Annotated in this window: 13 protein-coding genes; 4 read left to right on the forward strand and 9 right to left on the reverse strand. The window is 42.2% G+C overall.

Annotation, left to right across the window (positions count from 1 at the left end; all coding sequences use genetic code 11):
- Positions 1-74 precede the first annotated feature (74 nt).
- The 3 genes from gloA2 to EAH55_RS18520 form a co-directional block, all read right to left on the reverse strand.
- Positions 75-464: an SMU1112c/YaeR family gloxylase I-like metalloprotein gene (gene gloA2 / locus EAH55_RS18510; RefSeq protein WP_121810957.1), complete on the reverse strand. Its 390-nt coding sequence runs from the start codon at positions 462-464 to the stop codon at positions 75-77.
- Complete coding sequence (gene purL, locus EAH55_RS18515; RefSeq protein WP_121810958.1) at positions 464-2686, reverse strand: phosphoribosylformylglycinamidine synthase subunit PurL; 2223 nt, start codon at positions 2684-2686, stop codon at positions 464-466. Before purL ends, gloA2 begins: the two co-directional genes overlap by 1 nt.
- A gap of 611 nt (positions 2687-3297) precedes the next feature.
- Positions 3298-4200 carry a hypothetical protein gene (locus tag EAH55_RS18520; protein ID WP_121810959.1) on the reverse strand — a complete coding sequence of 301 codons (903 nt, stop codon included), beginning with the start codon at positions 4198-4200 and terminating at the stop codon, positions 3298-3300.
- An 830-nt stretch (positions 4201-5030) separates the two neighbouring features.
- Here EAH55_RS18520 and EAH55_RS18525 point away from each other — a divergent pair.
- Complete coding sequence (locus EAH55_RS18525; protein ID WP_121810960.1) at positions 5031-5534, forward strand: hypothetical protein; 504 nt, start codon at positions 5031-5033, stop codon at positions 5532-5534.
- Between the two features lie 18 nt (positions 5535-5552).
- On the opposite strand, the gene EAH55_RS18530 is transcribed toward EAH55_RS18525, so the two are convergent.
- The 3 genes from EAH55_RS18530 to EAH55_RS18540 form a co-directional block, all read right to left on the reverse strand.
- The gene (locus EAH55_RS18530) at positions 5553-7046 is read right to left on the reverse strand and encodes an ArnT family glycosyltransferase (RefSeq protein ID WP_121810961.1); all 1494 of its coding nucleotides are present in this window, start codon (positions 7044-7046) and stop codon (positions 5553-5555) included.
- Positions 7047-7276: 230 nt separating this feature from the next.
- Positions 7277-7759, reverse strand: coding sequence for an SgcJ/EcaC family oxidoreductase (locus EAH55_RS18535; RefSeq protein ID WP_121810962.1), 483 nt, complete (start codon positions 7757-7759; stop codon positions 7277-7279).
- 112 nt (positions 7760-7871) lie between these two features.
- Positions 7872-9182 carry a serine hydrolase domain-containing protein gene (locus EAH55_RS18540; RefSeq protein ID WP_121810963.1) on the reverse strand — a complete coding sequence of 437 codons (1311 nt, stop codon included), beginning with the start codon at positions 9180-9182 and terminating at the stop codon, positions 7872-7874.
- Positions 9183-9404: 222 nt separating this feature from the next.
- Between EAH55_RS18540 and bla the strand changes: the two genes are divergently transcribed.
- On the forward strand, positions 9405-10274 hold the full coding sequence (gene bla, locus EAH55_RS18545) for a subclass B3 metallo-beta-lactamase (RefSeq protein WP_121810964.1): 870 nt from the start codon (positions 9405-9407) through the stop codon (positions 10272-10274).
- Between the two features lie 100 nt (positions 10275-10374).
- Positions 10375-11925 (forward strand): M81 family metallopeptidase, encoded by a 1551-nt coding sequence (locus EAH55_RS18550; RefSeq protein WP_208644886.1) that lies wholly within the window; start codon positions 10375-10377, stop codon positions 11923-11925.
- A 112-nt stretch (positions 11926-12037) separates the two neighbouring features.
- Here EAH55_RS18550 and EAH55_RS18555 read toward each other — a convergent pair whose 3' ends face one another.
- Entirely contained in the window at positions 12038-12643 is a 606-nt protein-coding gene (locus EAH55_RS18555) for a DUF5683 domain-containing protein (RefSeq protein WP_121810966.1), read from the reverse strand.
- Between the two features lie 17 nt (positions 12644-12660).
- Between EAH55_RS18555 and EAH55_RS18560 the strand changes: the two genes are divergently transcribed.
- Positions 12661-13299 carry a GNAT family N-acetyltransferase gene (locus tag EAH55_RS18560; RefSeq protein ID WP_208644887.1) on the forward strand — a complete coding sequence of 213 codons (639 nt, stop codon included), beginning with the start codon at positions 12661-12663 and terminating at the stop codon, positions 13297-13299.
- A gap of 242 nt (positions 13300-13541) precedes the next feature.
- On the opposite strand, the gene EAH55_RS18565 is transcribed toward EAH55_RS18560, so the two are convergent.
- Both EAH55_RS18565 and EAH55_RS18570 read right to left on the reverse strand, forming a co-directional pair.
- Positions 13542-14075 (reverse strand): hypothetical protein, encoded by a 534-nt coding sequence (locus tag EAH55_RS18565; protein ID WP_121810967.1) that lies wholly within the window; start codon positions 14073-14075, stop codon positions 13542-13544.
- A 116-nt stretch (positions 14076-14191) separates the two neighbouring features.
- On the reverse strand, positions 14192-15031 hold the full coding sequence (locus EAH55_RS18570; RefSeq protein WP_121810968.1) for an energy transducer TonB: 840 nt from the start codon (positions 15029-15031) through the stop codon (positions 14192-14194).
- Positions 15032-15354: the final 323 nt, after the last annotated feature.

A 15354-nucleotide genomic window follows, 5' to 3' on the forward strand; every position in this document is an offset into this window, starting at 1 on the left:
TACTAACAAAAGTTATTTAAAAACAAAGCGGACTTGTCCCGTGGGGGGCCGAAATAAATTCGGCATGACCGACACTAAATCTCGTACAATTCCAGCGGCAAACCGTCCGGATCGGCAAAAAAGGTGAAACGTTTGCCGGTAAGTTCATCTATACGGATAGGTTCGATGTCTATACCAAAAGATGATATATGTGCTACCGACTCATCCAAATCATCAACCTCGAAAGCTAAATGACGCAGACCTGCAGCTTCGGGGCGCGACGGACGTGCAGGTGGATCGGGAAAAGAAAAGAGCTCGATCTGGTAGAGGTCACCCACTTCCAGATCAAGCTTGTATGATTGCCGTTGTTCACGATAAACCTCGCGAACTATTTTTAAGCCGAGTACCTCGGTATAAAACTGTTTAGATTTTGCATAATCCGAACAGATGATAGCTATATGATGTATGCGGTTAAGTTTTAACATTATTCGCCTAAAATACCGTGAAGAATATTTGCGTGAACCATTTTCAGGTCGGTAACATGACCAAAGGCTTCTTCATCAACTGTTAAAGCACCATTGGTAACAGTACCCAACAGCGTAAACTCTACTTCGCTGGTTGCCATTACCTCAATAAAACGCTCCTGCTCTTCGGGAGCAACACTTACTACTACCCTGCCTTGTGCTTCGCCGAACAGGAAAGCATCTCTACGGATGCTATCGTCAGAAGCGATCTCGAAACCAAGGCCGTTAGGCATTGACGACTCTAACAGGGCAATATATAAACCGCCGTCAGCAACGTCATGGGCCGATTCAACCACTCTGTGACTAATCAGTTCTTTAACGGTTTGCTGCATATCGTATTCTTTATCGATATCGAAATACGGAGCCGGTGCCTTAATTATTTTATGCCATGAAGCAAGATATTGTGATGACGCGATATCATTAACCGATTCACCGATCAGATAGATCAGGTCGCCCGGTTGTTTAAAATCAGCAGTCATGATGTTATCTACATTGTCCATCACACCCAGCATACCAATAGTTGGCGTAGGGAATACCGAACCACCATCAGCAGACTGATTGTAGAAACTTACATTACCACCGGTAACAGGAGTTTCAAACTTGCGGCAGGCATCGCCCATACCTTTAATAGCGCTTACAAACTGCCAGTAAACTTCAGGAATGTAAGGATTGCCAAAGTTTAAGCAGTTGGTAATGGCCACAGGCTCGCCACCGGCACAGGTAATGTTACGTGCAGCTTCGGCAACAGCAATGGCGGTACCTTTATAAGGATCGGCGTATACGTAGCGCGAGTTACAGTCGGTAGTTAAAACGATGGCTTTGTCGGTGTCTTTAACGGCAACAACGGCTGCATCGCATGAGCGGTTGGCGGTCATGGTTTGTACACCTACCATGCTATCGTACTGGTCGGTTACCCAACGTTTTGATGCAATATTAGGATGACCAACCAAATGCTCGGCAACCTCTACCAGATTTGCAGGCTCGGCAACATCATCTATATTAAATTTCTGGTTTTCGGCAAAGTAAGCAGGCTCGCGGTATTCGCGTTGGTAAACCGGGGCACCGCCGCCTAACACCAGGTCATCGGCAGGTACATCGGCAACCTTTTCGCCATGCATAAAGTACTCTAAACGCTGGGTATCGGTAACCTCACCAATAATGGCGCAGTTCAGGTCCCATTTATCAAAAATATCTTCAACTTCTTTCTCGCGACCTTTATGAACCACGATCAACATCCGCTCCTGTGATTCAGAAAGCAGGATTTCGTAAGGTTTCATGTTATCCTGGCGCGTTGGTACTTTATCCAGATCGATACGCATACCGTGCTCACCTTTGGCGCTCATTTCTGAGTTTGAGCAGATGATACCGGCAGCGCCCATATCCTGCATACCAACAACGGCACCGGTTTTAATAACCTCAAGGGTAGCTTCCAGTAACAGTTTTTCCTGGAAAGGGTCACCCACCTGTACAGCAGGAAGGTCGTTCACCGAATCTTCGGTAATATCTTTAGAAGCAAAGGCGGCACCGTGGATACCATCTTTACCTGTGGCCGAACCAACTATATAAACCGGGTTGCCTACACCGTATGATGTAGCAGAAACGGTTTCGCCAGCCTTAACAATACCGGCCGACATAGCGTTAACCAGCGGGTTAACATTATAGCAATCGTCAAAAAACAATTCGCCGCCAACGGTTGGAATCCCGAAAGCGTTGCCATAGTGGCTGATGCCTTTAACTACACCTTTAACTAACCATTTGGTTTTGTCGAGGCTTAAGTCACCAAAACGCAGGGAGTTAAGCTGCGCGATAGGCCTTGCGCCCATGGTAAAAATATCGCGGTTGATACCGCCCACGCCTGTAGCAGCACCCTGATATGGTTCAAGGGCCGAAGGGTGATTGTGCGATTCGATTTTGAAGGCACAGCCAATGCCATCGCCAAGGTCAACAAGACCGGCATTTTCTTCACCAGCTTTAGCCAACATCCGCGGACTATCCTTAGGCAAAGTTTTAAGCCATGTAATTGAATTTTTGTATGAGCAGTGTTCGCTCCACATTACCGAAAAAATAGAAAGTTCGGTAAAATTGGGCACACGTCCTAATATTTCATTTATGCGTTCAAATTCTTCGGGTAAAAGGCCCAGATCTTTAGCGGTTTCAACGGTAGTTAATTCCTGGTGCTCCAATGTAATATTGCTTTATTTGAAAGGATGCGCAAAAGTATGAAAAAAAGAGGGGAAGGTGAAAGGGTGTTTAAGGTTTAGGTTAAAGGAGAAAGCTGAAAGGCAAAAGGTTTGGGAAACGGTTGGCTCAAACTAAACTTACGAAGCTTTCGAAACTTCGTAAGTTTTTTGGGATAAGTTAACGGCAAATACATTTAAACAGGGTTAACGCGGGTTAACACTTTTCAAAAATATTAACCACAAATCATTATAAATCAATTACTTAATTTTTAAAGGAGTTACACTAAACTACTTTTTGAAATCAGCACCACAATCTCAAAAGACACTGACAGAATAGTGACACCGTTATTAAGGCTTAAAATACAGGTTCACCTCACTGTTTTCATTTTTTACTGGCGAGAGTATAAGGGTAAGGTTGAGATGTGGGGTACTCGTGACTTTTCTAAAGTAATGCCTTATTCATGTTGTTCCGTAAATGCCATTTTGTTATAAATATTGTCCCTCCAAGACTACAGATATACACACCTTTTCCAACTATATATACTTGCTCCAAACAAGGATTGCTTTTAATAGTGGGTAGTATATTAACTACCCACTATTGATAGATTGATAATTTAATAAATGCCACTGAAGTCTACAGCAGGATAGTGTTCCTTTGCATAATCTAAAAAATCTTCAAGCGATCCTTTATATTTTATTACAAAATCGATTAAATCCCCCTTTAACTTACGATAAGCTTTATATATCCGTTTAATAATCGCGATGCGGGTTCCGTCACTTAAAGTTTTAACGAAGTTTCCATTTTGAGTGGTTGTAATGTTTCCATTCAAAATATCCTTAGCAATGCAATTGTGCGCTACGAAATAATTATAGTGATTTACGTAGCTTCTTGTAGAAGATATTATTTTTTGCGGCAATAGAATGATGGGTTTGCCCATATAGCTTGGCAAGTTAAACTCTTGCAGTTCCCAAATCTTTGTTGTCGCATTGAAATAATCTCTTTGATACGCCGCCGTCGCAATACCATGCTTTAAACATTGCCGATATGTAAAATCTGCGAAAATATTTCTGCAAACATTTGCTATTGTGTCGGACATTATGTCCTGACCAATTCCGGTCACCAACAGAAGTACATTGTGAGCTTCATTAGTTAGACTAACCCCTCCACGCGCAAATCTATTGTTTCTTAACGCGTCAAAAATTGTCTCTGCTCTTGTATCTGATATTGCAGCTCCTTTGTTAGAAGCTGAATACCCCAGATGATATTCATTAGGCTCATGCAGCTTATCAAGATACTCTAAACCGTGCATTCTATCGTTGGTAACAATAAAATCTCTGTTAAGTCTTTCAAAAAAGGACTTTAATTGAATATAAATATCATTAAAAGTTTTGTGCCCTCTATTGTTAGCTATCAAAAACGGATCAATAAACAACTCAATATCAGAATCAAGTGGTATGTTTAAAAACTCAACCGGCTCACTGTCCGGTATTCCAAATTGCTTTTTAAAAGTGTTCATATAAAAATGCCTACATCTCTATCAAGAGATGGATAAATACCTTATTAACTTAGATGCTCACGGTATTCTTCCCGACAATTTTTCATTCAACTTAAGCAATCAACTTATCAACACTTGTGGAAACAACAAAAAGCTCTATTTTAAATTCATATTGCTTATTTCGTGCAGGAAAGCGTAATTTGCTAACAAAGATCTCCTAATCTTTAACTTCAGTCTTACCAAGTTATTGTAAACTTGGCTTAAGGTTGCAAGCCTCATTTAAATGAAGTCTGTTTAGTGCGCTAACACAATTCAGACTTCATGTTTTTTGCTATATTATTTTAGTATAAATTTAGCTATATATCAAACACTTAGATATCGCTATTTTTCCACACCCAAAAACAAAATCACATAATACATTGATAATCAAAAAAATAGCAGTGTTGATAAATATTTATACTTATATAATACATGTAACTAATTATCATTTAATAAATTATTATAACCTACAGGAAAAGTTAACTTTCTCTTAGGTTACAATATTTACAATTCGTTAACATTCTTTTCCGCTGCCGTACACCTGTCATGCGTATTTCGTATGTCAACCTGTTACACTTGTCATATTAACCCCTTGTTTACAAATTTTCACTGGCGAGATGTGTATTATTGGCAAAAGAGGGTAGTCTATTCGGGACTTTATAGCGCAATTGACAATTGCCATTCCCCCAACAATTCCCTAATTTTATTCAACCAATTATCAAATCGAACGTAACCTACAACGCACCCACTCTTCCTATGCCAGGTGCGGACGGATAGCGAATACGTCGATAAAGTGATGAAGGATTACCCCCATGTCAATATTTATAAAAACCATATCGACAGCGTTGCTTATCATAAGCACAGGGAACGCTTTTACCCAAACCCGCAGCCAATCTTCATCAAACACAAATTCAAAACTGGTTGTGATTTACCGGTATGATCCGGACCGCAAAAAAGATCATAAGGTTAAAGCGATAGCGCTTTTGGCGGCAAAGTGTTATTACTTTAAAAAACTACCGCATACTCAAATAGGCAAACCCTTACCGGCCGAAAACGGCAAATACATATCTGATGTTACTATAACCAAATTCATGAGCAATTTAACTGCAAAAAACTTCGAAAACATCAACAAAAAGGAGTGTAATTGCGGCGGCATCAGGGATGATACATTTATTGTAGAGATAAGTCCCGACGGGCAACCCGGCAGCAAAAAAAAGATTTTTTATGTTCCCAAAGTTGCAAACTGCCCGGCCAATTCGCCATGCGCGGTTATTGATGCCATTACCGGTATTTTTTTAAAACTGAAGCAAAAATAAACAACATCTTAACCATTATTATTTTCGGTTTAGCCGGTAGATGTTATAATTATAAATAGTTGTATCAAGAAAATAATGCTGCTGAACAAGCTTTGCTACAAACTGGCGTTGATCGGCGTCGACAAGCTGTTGGTATTCGGCAAACATGGGGACAAGGATAAGTTCTGGTTTATTCTTATTTAAATCCTCGTAGAAGCGTTTTTTTGCCAGCGGCGTCCGGTTGATTGAAAAATACACAGACGGAGACAACCGTTCAGAATAACATTGTATTTGAGTTCCATAGCTGTGAACCAATACAAGGTCTGAGGCCTTTGTGTGTTGTTTAATCCAGCTTGCAAGCAGCTTACGATCGCCCTCGCTTGGGTTAATATAAGGCTCCTGACCGTAAACCGGCTGAACTGTTTCCTGGCCGGCAAGGATCCGGATATTTTGTATTGGTTCCGACAAGGATGGAAAAAGAATCACAAACAATAGTATAACAACTAAATAGAGCCTGATACCATATCGCTGCGATAATTGCGACATAGCGATAGCATTGCTGAGGGCTAAAGCGGGCAATACATCTTTTAAATGCACAACATCAAATATGCCAACCAGGCTAACCGCCGTGAACGACAAGGCACACCACCAGATCAGCAAATCGGCCTTGCGTTTTAGAAAAACATAGGCTATCAACAATGGATATAAAATAGCTATGGGCGAGTAAACAAATTTTTCCAGAAAGTTCTCCAGTTTATAGGCCAATGTATGTGCCGTAGCACTGCCTGCACCAAAATTGTCGGAGAAGCCATATGTCCAAAACTCACTTATTTTAATACCTGTAAACAGGCAAAAAATCAATAGCATAATTACAGCGGTTATTACACCGGCAATCAATCCCAATTGATGACCAACTGAACGTTTTTGCTGCAGCCCGGCCAAAAGAATAGCCAGTATACCGAAAGCTGCTGTTATCCGAAAATCGAGCGCGATGCCGGCCCAAAGCCCGGTAATAAACCAACCTTTAAAGTCAGTAGCCGACAAGCTGCGATACACGGCGATGATCAGAAACATCACTTCAAACGTTTCTGTAAAATCGACATATTTACCGCCCGTAGCATGCCATAACAACGAAAGGCCATAAATAGGGATAGACAGGACACCGGCAAACCGCCCGGAAACTGCATCGGCAATTTTAAATACAAAATACAAGCCGGTCATTTCGCAAAAGGTACCAATAAGCCTGGGCAACCAATAATTGGGCCCAAACAGCAAATCGGAGCAGCCGTAAACCAGGAAAATCAATGGTGATTTATTATCGATCCCTCCTGTGTAAGGAACCATGCCATGACGCAGCCAATTCCTGCCGATATAATGCCAGATTGATTCATCGAAGGACAACACAAAACCGTTGCTCAGCAGTGTAATGCATAATTGCAACACGCATATAACCCCGATAATAAATAATGGCTGTTGCAGGAACGCAAAAACTCCATCCCAAGAATTGGACGACATATTTTTTGCATTCTTCATCTGCAGAAATATAAGGTTGGGTCTTTCAATTGAAATTCAGGTTACCCTGCAAAGTACTACATTTCGATAAAACTTAAATGTTGCCTGCCCAATATATTTTTAGCGTTTGCGTTGATAGTGAGAGAATAAATACACAGCTATTACTCTTAAAAACAAAAACCGGGGCTTCGCCCCGGTTTCTCCCATTAACCAATCATCCCCGCTTGTGGCCCACTTTTAAGAACGGGACTCTATTTTACCCCCTTCTCTAACTTAGCATTTTGCCCGGCAAGTATCTTCCAAACCCCGTCGCGTTTTATCAGTACAATAGTTCTCCGAAACTCAAATGTTTCACCAGGATACCTTTCATCACCATCTAAGCCCGTTCGTACATGTGAAATAGCAATATCGGGATACGGATAGCTAATATCTTCAACCGCACGGGTATAGTAATGTGTGAGTTTAAAATAGGTGGTATGCACTTGCCGATAATGAAATTGAATATCATCCCTCCCCTTATAATATGCGCCAAACCAGTTTACCCAGCTGGCATCAACGGTATAATTATCGGCCAGGCCTTTAGGATCGTGCCGGTTCCAGGCGTCTTCATAATTTTTGATGAGTTGCTTTATTGCCCCGTTTTCTTTTGCAGTATCTATTTGCTGGCTATAGGCCTTAAAGCTAAACAGCCAGCATAGGCCAACCACTATGAATTTGTATCCATTGATTTTCATATAAAAGCTCCGTTATGAATTAAAAAAAGATAAACATGCCCAGCTAATCACCTTAAACCCCGATCAAACAAAAAACCGGGGTCTCCCCCGGCTTCTCCCATTAACTAATTAACTATTTAAGAAACAAATCCTCCGTAGCCCAGGTTGGGTTTTTAGCGAAAGCTTTCCAGAAGATCTGATCCAGATTAGAATCAAAATTGGCTACGAAACTGCGCGTATTGGTCAGGAACACAAAATTAAATCCATTGTCAAGGCGTGCCTGTTCTGTAGCCGTACCCGGCAAACTCCCCTGGTGAAAATAATTATTGCCGGCAATAGCCCAGCCGCATCCATAAGCTGCATTAGCTGTTGATCCGGTATACATGGTGTTCAACGAAGCAGATGTAAGAATATCAGGCCGTACCGGGAATTTATCAATATAAACCAGGAACCGGGCCAGATCTGCAGCGGTAGCCACCCAGCCTCCATGCGCGTCCATGCGTGTAATATTATAGGCATAAGGGTTTTCGCCCGATTGGCCGTAATAGGTAACTTCTTTTGTTTGCTTATCGGCCAGGGTGTTACCACCAATGGTCATGTCTGTAATTCCGATAGGCGTTAAAACCAATGTTTTCACAGCTTCGGCGTAGGTTTGCCCGGTAATTTTTTCTATTACGCGCCCCAATATGCAGTAGCCAAAATTGGAGTAATCATAGTTAGAGCCCGGTACATGGTCAAGCGGACGGTTATCTAAGGTCCATGTGATGAGTTCGGAGGTTGTCATGGTTGGGTTACTGAACATCGGGTCGTTCACCGAATTGCCCCAGCCGCCGGAGGTATGGTGCAGTAGCTCATCAACCGTAATATCGGTAATGTGCAAACCATAAGCTTTGGTACCATAAGTTTTACCTAAAATAGCGCCATCGCCAAATACTTTGTCCGACAGTTTTATCTTACCCTGGTCAAGCAATTTCATAATGGCCACAGCCGTAAACTGTTTTGAACAGCTGGCTAAACGGTACCGGTCGCTGATGACGGCTTTTGTCCCTTTTGATTTATCGCTTACGCCGTAAGCTTTCAGATAAACCAGTTTTTCGCCTTTGGTAATTGCTACAGACACCGCAGGGACATTATAAGTGGTCATAAAGGTGTTCACCTCATCATCTAAAGCGGCAACAGCAACTTTGCTTGGCGTTAAGGTATCTATCACGGTTCCGCCGCCACCTGTACCAGTACCCGTTCCGGTGCCGGTACCTGTTCCAGTCCCCGTTCCCGTACCTGTGCCAGTATGGGTGGTATCCGTTCCGGTGGTAGTTTTAGTTACAGCGGGCGAGTCCTTTTTGCAGGCAGCAAAAAATAACAGACCGGCAATAGCAATTAGCCGGCTAATTTTAAACGCATTAAGTTTGGCGCCATAAATTCCGGGTTGATAAGTGTTTTTCATAGGTTTTAATAGATATCAGGTTTAGAATTGAATATCAAATTAACAGCACCAAACGTTACCATCTCTGGCTATAACGCTGATGCTATTATCTTACAAAAAAAGGGCACCGGATAAAAAAACACTTACGCGTATGTTGCAAATACTTTCGATTTTGTTGCATTTTTATTGCGGCATACGTTATTGTACTTGTGTTTACAGATAAACAACCTTTAAAAATCTAAAATGAAACGAACGCTTTTCCTGCTATTTTTTCTTTGTAGCGCATTAATTATTCAGGCGCAAAGTGTAGTTGAGCCATCTGCAGAAAAGCATCCCGAATGGACACAGCCATTTCCGCCTTTTCAAATTGCCGGCAATCTTTACTATGTAGGCACCGCCGATCTGGCCTGTTATCTCATCACAACCCCGGCTGGCAATATCCTGATCAATACCGGGCTGACATCGTCCGAAACACAAATCATAGCAAATATCAAGGCCTTGGGTTTTAAGACTTCAGACACAAAAATCCTGCTGACAACGCAGGCCCACTTTGATCACATGGGCGCTATGGCGGCAATAAAGAAAATAACAAAAGCTAAAATGATGGCAGACGAAGGCGACGCGGCAGTAATAGCCGACGGAGGCCTTTCTGATTATGATCTTAAAGGCGATGTGCGCACATTCGCGCCGGTAAAAGTAGACCGTATTTTACACAATGGCGATATCATTAAATTGGGCAACATGAAGCTCACCATACTTCACCATCCCGGCCATACAAAAGGTTCGTGCAGCTATTTATTTGATGTAAAAGATAATAAACGCGGCTACAGGGTTTTGATCGCCAACATGCCTACGATTGTTACCGATAAAAAATTTTCGGATATCCCCTCTTATCCCGGCATTGCTAATGACTATGCTTATACCTTGAAGGCAATGAAAGGCTTAAAATTTGATATCTGGCTGGCCTCCCATGGCATCCAATTCAACCTCCTTAGCAAACATAAACCAGGCAGCCCTTATAATCCTATGGCTTTTGCCGATAAGAAGAATTATTACGATGAAATAGCCGAACTGCAGACAGAGTATGATAAGAAAATAGCGGCAGCGAAATAATTAACAGATCGCAGTTAAGCTACGCTCAACCACGATCTGTTAAAGAATCTTTGTCAATAATTCTTATATTTAAAAATCTCCCCGCATAAAGCTTATGACAATGAAATCATCCTATCTGTCGCTAATTTTATTACTACTGCTCCCCGTCCTCACCTTCGCCCAAACAAAACCACTGCCCCGTATTGCAATAGCTGGCCTCGCTATTGAATCGAGCACATTTTCGCCGGCACTTACCGATGAGGCGGCATTTCATGCTAAATATGCTGTGGATGTTTTTAGCACCTATCCGTTTATGGCTGCTGATTCTCCGCTTCGCAAAAAAGCAAGCTGGTTTCCTACCATAGTTGGCAAATCGTTACCTGGCGGGGCGGTTACACGTGCCGCCTATGAATCGCTGGTGAACCAAACGCTCGACTCGCTAAAAAAACACCTCCCTTATGACGGTCTTTACTTTGATATTCATGGCGCTATGAGCGTTGTTGGTCTTGATGACCCGGAAGGGGATTTTATTGTACGGATAAGAAAGGTGATTGGAAATAAAACCATGATCTCTACCTCTATGGATCTGCACGGCAATGTTTCATGGCGACTGGCCCAAAACTCAGACCTGATTACCTGCTACCGCATGGCCCCGCACGAAGATGCCATGCAAACCAAACAACGCGCTGTACAAAACCTTATCGACCGGATTGAAAGCGGTAAAGGCAAACCTGCTTATAAGGCTTACATTGCTGTACCTATTTTACTCCCCGGCGAAAAAACAAGCACCCGCATTGAGCCCGGCAAAAGCCTGTACAAACAGGTAGCGCCCGCTGCTTTGCAAAGTGGTATTACCGATGCAGCTATATGGATTGGCTATGCCTGGGCCGATGAGCCCCGCAACCACGCAGTTGTAATGGTTACCGGCGACGACAAACAAAAAGTAACCCATACTGCCGAACAACTGGCCCAAAGTTTTTGGGATGTTCGCAACCAATTTGAATTTGTAGCGCCAACTGGCACATTAACCGAATGCCTGGATAAAGCCATCGCCAGCCCCAAACATCCTTTTTATATCAGCGACTCGGGCGATAACCCTACCGCCGGCGGTGCCGGCGATGCCACCTGGACGCTGACGCAGATCCTTGCCCGGCCGGAATTTAAAGCAGCGAACGGGCCTTCGCTGCTTTATGCGTCTATCCCTGCGCCCGAACTCATCAAAAGTGCCATTGCCGCCGGCGTGGGCAATCATGTAGAAGGCTATGCCGGCGCGGCAGTCGACAACCGTTTTGCGCCGCCAGTGAAGCTATCCGGCACTGTGGAGTCTATTGTATCTGGTGATAAGGACGCCGAAGTTGAGGCTGTAATAAAAGTTGGCAGCGCTTATGTTATCATCACCCAAAAACGGAAGCCTTACCATAAAGAGATAGATTTTACCCGTCTTGGCCTTAACCCGCGTACGGCAGATATTGTAGTTGTAAAAATAGGCTACCTCGAACCCGAGCTATACGCCATGCGTGCCGACTGGCTGTTGGCCATTACGCCAGGCGGTGTAGATCAAAATATCGAACGCCTACCCTACCACCGCATTCAGCGGCCGATGTTCCCGCTGGACAAAGACATGAAAGATCCGGATTTGAAAGCTAAGCTGGTGCCCTTGTCTGATAAATAAGATGAGCGCCTTTTATCGCGATAACCCAAAACGGGAAATATTCGGCCATGGTTTCAACACAATCCTTGTACAACGAGATATTGTGGGGAATGGTGGCCAATAAAAGTAAACTTTAAAATGCAGAAACAACTTTAATACAAGGTACAAAGCTATATGCTGCCCCGCCCTGAGTATATAGCTGCTGGTTCAGTATCCCGGGAGTAATTTTGAACGACAGGTTATTATCCACAGTGTATGAGTGAATCATCTTAGCATCAATATAGGCGTCAATTGCCTGTATCCCCCATATTCCTAAAATGCTAATGATACATATATCCCGGTTACGCCTTGCGTTTTCACGCGCCGATGCCAAAATGCCATCACTAACATAATTTTCCGGGCTACTATACCTTATATATTCTGAATAATAGGGATCGCCCTTTTTTGGAGGACCAACATTACGATAGCGTGATAGTGTAAGATATTCGTGATAATATTGCTGATTGTGAATGGTATTGATCACCAAAGCGCTGAGTCCACCGTAAATAAGCGGGACTTTCCAGGCCCGATGATTATACGCCTGCCCCCAGCCCGGCAACATCAACGAACGGGTCACGGCCTTATGGGCTGAATGAGCACTGTCAGGATGATAAATTTTCTCTTTTACGATACCGGTTTGCGCAAAAGTTGCGGATAGATAGCAGGTAAAAGCGCTGCAAAAAAACAGGATTTTATACATTACAGATCACCAATTTTATGATAAGGAGGCTAAAGGTTGCGCTTGATCACCAAGTGATCAATTACATACCCTCGCCGGGTTGCAGGTTTACTAACGGAGAAAAGCATATTTTAATATATACCGAACGGTTAAGGGGGCAGAATTATGCAAGTTTAAATTACATTCATGGCCGGTTGCGCAATTACCGTACTTTTACCGCGATGGAAACAGTTACCCTAAAAAGAACAAACAGCGATAATCCCGATTTCAGAGTCCTTGTTACCAAGCTTGATGCAGATCTCCGTAGTCGTAACGGTGATATGATGGATTTTTATGATCATCATAACATTATCGAAAAAAATGATACCGTAATTATTGCTTACATAGATGATAAACCTGCCGGTTGCGGCTGTTTTAAACCTTTTGATCAGGAATCGATAGAAGTTAAAAGAATGTTTGTTGAACCCGATGCAAGGGGAAATGGCATCAGCAAAATAGTTTTAAACGAACTGGAAAGCTGGGCCCGCGAACTCGGTTTTAAGTTTGCAGTCCTCGAAAGCGCCAGCAAGCAGATTGAAGCACATAACCTGTACCACAAATCGGGATATGAACGTATCGAGAACTATGCCCCATATGTTGATTTACCGTATAGCTTCTGCTTCAGGAAAACGTTGTGACATGACCTGATTTTAGTTTAAAATGAGTTAGGGGTAAGGGCAATCTCTATTGAATAAAAAATGTCATTTCGATAGAGCAGGGCGGGAAAGAACGTGGGGGCGAAAGAGAAATCTTCTACAACCTGCAAAACCACTACGCGTAGCTCAAAGGCATGGCGTAGAAGATTTCTCCTCACTCCCCCTTCACAATCCTTTCGGGTTCGTTCGAAATGACAACTGGCTTTCATTATTTTAAACTCATATTAGTTTAAAATGATCTGCGGCAGATCATAGCGCCGTGACATATCATCAATAAAAAGCTTTTCAATTAAAGTGTTCAGGTATTTAGCGTCGGCCTCAGCCATGGGGAAGGTCATGTTGTAAATTTCAAACGGCGTATTATCAACCTGCTTATAAGAGCCAAAGCTGCGCAATATGCAACCCGGGTTGGGTTTATATAAACTGTGGCTGATAATTAGCCGACTCTGCAGCCTTTTAATAATATACCTTGTTTTAAACAGTCCATAATCGCGCTGGTAACTAACTGAGCGTGTATTAATGATGAGGTTTTCCCATCCAAAAAAATTCCATAATGAATATTTAGCCAGTAACACAAATAGCAGCCCGAAACAGATAACCATTCCCGGAATATGCCATACAACACCCAAACCAATAACTGTTAAAATAAGCAGGTTGGCAAAAACAAGAGCCAGTTTACCTATAAACGGATTACTTACGTTTACGGAAACATAAACGCATATACCGTCGCTGAAAATTTCAGATTTAGGCTGATTCATTGTTTTTATAACTGGTAATGCTAAGATACAAAAAAGCCCTGCTTTCGCAGGGCTAAAACACAGTCAGCAACTCTAACACACACACTTAATTAAAAATTATAGCAGAAACTTATTACCTATTCTTCTGTCGCTAACTGAAAGCTTATTGGGATACTATATCTAACACGCACATTCTGTCCGTTTTGCACGCCTGGTTTCCAGGCCTTGGCCAGTTTTAATACACGGGTTGCTTCTTCATCAAAACCATAACCGGCGCCACGGTCAACTTTAATATTTGAAAGTGTCCCGTCTTTTTCAATAATAAAACTCATAAACACCCTACCTGAAACACCCTGCTCTTGTGCAACCGCCGGGAAACGCAGGTTTTTCTGTAAAAACTTGGCCCAGGCAGCGGCTCCACCTACAGGTTCAGGCATAACTTCCAAACCATCTATGGTATGCACCCCGTCATCCACCTTGGCTGTACCGGGGCCGCCAGGTGTACCAATTTCGGTTTTTAATACATTACCGTCCCCAACAGGACCTTTGACATCTTCAGATCCTATTGCCGCGTCTTTCAAATCATTGATAGTTGGCGGATCTGTCGGCGGATCTGTGGTAACCAAATGTGGATTTGTAAATACTTTGGTTTCAACCTGAACTGCAGGCTTTTGTTGTTGCTGTGCCGCTGCAGGCGGATCGGGTTGTTTTGGTTTAGCCTCAACAGGAGGCTTAGGGATATCTACCGGATTTTTAAGTGACACTTCATGAAATACGTATTCTTTTTTCGGCTTAGCCTTAAAAACTATGGTAGCAGCCGAGAGTACAGCTACGGCAGCAAAAGCTATCCCCATAGCCTTAGTTAAGGTTTTTGAATAAGTACTGCGTAATTCATACGCGCCATAATTTTTGTTGCGATGGTCAAATACAAGGTCGAGCCACTCGGCATTGTACAAATCAAATTTGGTGATAAGCATATTTTCGGAATTAAATTTTATTAATAACGAATATACCTATATTATATTTTGAAAAAAGTAGAAATATTTCAAAATAATTCTGTCTAATTTTTCATCTGATTTTCATCTTCTATAAAAACAGACATAATTCATAAAAAGATTAAAAAATCATTCAACAAAACATTTTTTATCTCATAAAATAAAAAAATCATCAATAAAAATTGACTTTAAAAGCATTTTAAACAATCAAATCACAAAAAATTTAAAATTCTTCAAAAAAAACTATCAATTATTTACAGTTTTTATTACTTTTAGATATGGTTAACAGGCTTTACAAACTTATT

Origin of the sequence: Mucilaginibacter kameinonensis (assembly GCF_003675385.1) — a bacterium.
Classification (GTDB): Bacteria; Bacteroidota; Bacteroidia; order Sphingobacteriales; family Sphingobacteriaceae; genus Mucilaginibacter; species Mucilaginibacter kameinonensis.